At 71.9% G+C, this 2,754-nt stretch carries 2 protein-coding genes and 1 pseudogene; all 3 read right to left on the minus strand.

Going from position 1 to position 2,754, the window contains the following annotated elements; all coding sequences use genetic code 11:
- Nucleotides 1-532 (minus strand): annotated as a pseudogene (locus ACWGIU_RS34750) (RNA polymerase sigma factor); the annotation flags it as partial.
- Nucleotides 533-904: 372 nt separating this feature from the next.
- Nucleotides 905-1,792: a FadR/GntR family transcriptional regulator gene (locus ACWGIU_RS34755; protein ID WP_453712090.1), complete on the minus strand. Its 888-nt coding sequence runs from the start codon at nt 1,790-1,792 to the stop codon at nt 905-907.
- 191 nt (nt 1,793-1,983) lie between these two features.
- On the minus strand, nt 1,984-2,754 hold a 771-nt coding region (locus ACWGIU_RS34760; RefSeq protein WP_453712091.1), incomplete at its 5' end, for an ABC transporter ATP-binding protein.

Genomic DNA, 2,754 nt, shown 5'->3' on the forward strand with positions numbered 1-2,754 from the left:
CCTCGTCCGCGTCCTTCTTGGAGGCGGTCTTCTTCGCAGCCGTCTTCTTGGCAGCGGTCTTCTTGGCGGGCGCGGCCTTCTTGGCCGCCGTCTTCTTCGCCGCAGTCTTCTTGGCGGCGGGCTCCGTTCCGGGCTCTCCCGCGAGCGCGTCCACGACCTCCGGATCCGCCGCCCCGGCTGCCGGGGCCGCAGCCGCCGCGGGCTGCGCTGCCGTCGTCCTGGCCGCCGTCTTCTTGACGGTCTCGGTGGCCGCCCGCTTGGCCGGGCTCTTGGCTGCGACGCTCTTGCGGGTGGCGCGCTTGGGCGACTCCGCGGCACTGACCATCAGCGTCACACCCTCTTCCTCGAGGATCTGGTTGAGGCTGCGCAGAACATTCTTCCACTGGGTCGCAGGAATCTGGTCAGCCTCGAAGGCCCGACGCACGTCATCGCCGGCGATCTGCCCCTCGGCCTTGCCCCGCTCGATGAGCGCCATCACGGACTCGGAATCGGCGATCTCCGGCGGGAGCGTACGGGATGTGCTGGCCGACACGAACAACCTCTCGGAACGATGGGAACGGCTTCCGGCCCCGGGCCTGGTGGTGCTGGACCGGAGCCGACGACCACCGACCGGGGATGGGCCGGCGGCGCGGGCTGGGGCCGGGGAGCTGTACAGCACCCCCAAGGGCTGCTGTCTTCCCTCCGTCGGCCATCACCTCTTACGTCATCGCGTGACCTCGCAGAGCGTTACGCCCAATCTTCGTGGCCCGAGTCACACCCCGTACGCAGGAGTGCCGCTCCCGTGGTCGAACCCGGGTGTCGCGGGCGCCGAACCGCCCCGAAACGGGGCCTCACGCCGGTGTCGCCGGACCCGATCGGGCCCGGCGACATATTTCTGCACCCCCGCGCCCCCGCGCGTCCGCCCTCAGTGCTCGCGCGGGGCGGGGACCACGCGCTCGACCTCCGGGTGAACCGTCAGCAGCTGACGCATGGCGTTCTCGGCGCCCATCGCGTCACCCGCGGCGAGGGCCTCGACCATCCGGGCGTGGTGAGCGACGCAGGTCTCGCTCGGGCGGTCGCAGGCGGTGATCGGGCTGCCGGAGATCTGGAGGGCGGCGGAGACGATGCCGGAGAGGTGCTCCAGCATGCGGTTCCCGGCGACCTGGATGAGGAGCGCGTGGAATTCGTTGTCGGCGCGCGCGAAGGTGATCGCGTCGCCCTGGCCGAGGGCGTGGCCCATGATCTCGACCATGTCCGCGAGGCGCTGCTGGATGTCCGGGCGGCCGTGTCCGGCGGCGAGGCGGGCGGCGAGCGGTTCGATCGTCCAGCGGAGCTCACCGAGCTCGCGGCGCTGGTCGTCGCGCTGCGGGCCGAACGCGCGCCATTCGATGATGTCGGGATCGAGCAGGTTCCAGTCGGCGACGGGACGGACGCGGGTGCCGACGTTGGGGCGGGCGCTGACGAGGCCCTTGGCCTCCAGGACCCGCAGCGATTCGCGGACCACCGTGCGGGAGACCTCGAAACGCTGGCCGATCTCCTCAGGGACGAGCGGGCGGTCCGCACCGAGGTCACCGGAGACGATCATCTGGCCGAGCTGCTGGACGAGTTGGCCGTGCAGTCCGCGGCCGCGGCTGCCTGCCGCCCGGCGGCCCACGCGGCTCAACTCGACGTCGGCGCCGTCCCAGTGGGGAGCTCCGACGCGGTCGGACCCGGGGGTCTCCGCGTAGGGGTAGCGGTTGAGCTCGCCCGGGCCGGCGAGGCCGGAGTCGGCGTGGCGGGCGGCGGTCATCATGGTGTGCGCAAGGGTACTCACGAATCCTTTGTCGGCCGTGCCCCCACGACCCTTGAGGTCTTTGGTGAAAAGCACACGAAAGGGTGATCGGTGCCACGTACGCAATTGACGACTTATCGGAAAGAATCGGGGCTTTTTCGGGGAGTTGCGGTCCGCTTGACGTGACACGGACCGCAATAGTCCCCTCCGCGACTTCTCCTGAACCGGAACGATCACCAACGGACCCGGCTGCGCAGTCCGGTGAACCCATAGGCGCACAACAGGACCATCAGCGACAACACCAGCGCGGTCCCGACGGGTTGGGCCATCACCCGCAGGGCCCCCACCAGCAGGCGGTCGACCTCCGGCGGCCACTGCCCCCAGGTCAGGCCGCGCAGGCGGGCCGCGAGCCCGGTCGACGGGTACGCGGAGGTTCCCTCCAGCGCCTTGCGCACCAGCGGAACCACCATCACCGGTACGGCGAGCACCGCGGCCAGCCCCGCGGTGGCGGACCGGAAGACGCCGGAGGCCAGTACGCCGGCCCAGGCGCAGCCGATGAGCAGCCCGGTCCAACTCACGGCCGGGGAGAGCCACTCCACCGGCAGGCGCAGCGGGCCGCTGTCGAAGACGAGCGCGAGGGCCGCGGCGTCGGCGGCCACCGTCAGGGCGCCCAGCAGCAGGGCGAGGGCGGCGCAGATGCCCAGCTTGGCGGCGAGGAGTCCCATCCGGCGGGGCACGGTGCCCCGGTCGGCGGCGAGTGCGGGGTATCGGTACTCCTCACCGAAGGCCAGCGCGCCGAGCAGTCCCGCGCCCAGGGCGGCGGGCGGCAGCGGCAGCAGTTCGGGCCAGGCGGCGAGCAGTCGGTTCTGCGTGGTCTGCCCGGCCCGGGCCAGAACCAGGGTGGTGAGGACGGAGGCGACGACGACGAGGGCGGCGGTGAGTACGGGGGTGGCGGTCCCGAAGGCCCGGAGGAACTCGTAGCGCAGGGGCCGCAGCGGGCCGCC

The sequence above is a fragment of the Streptomyces sp. NPDC054840 genome, assembly GCF_053611065.1.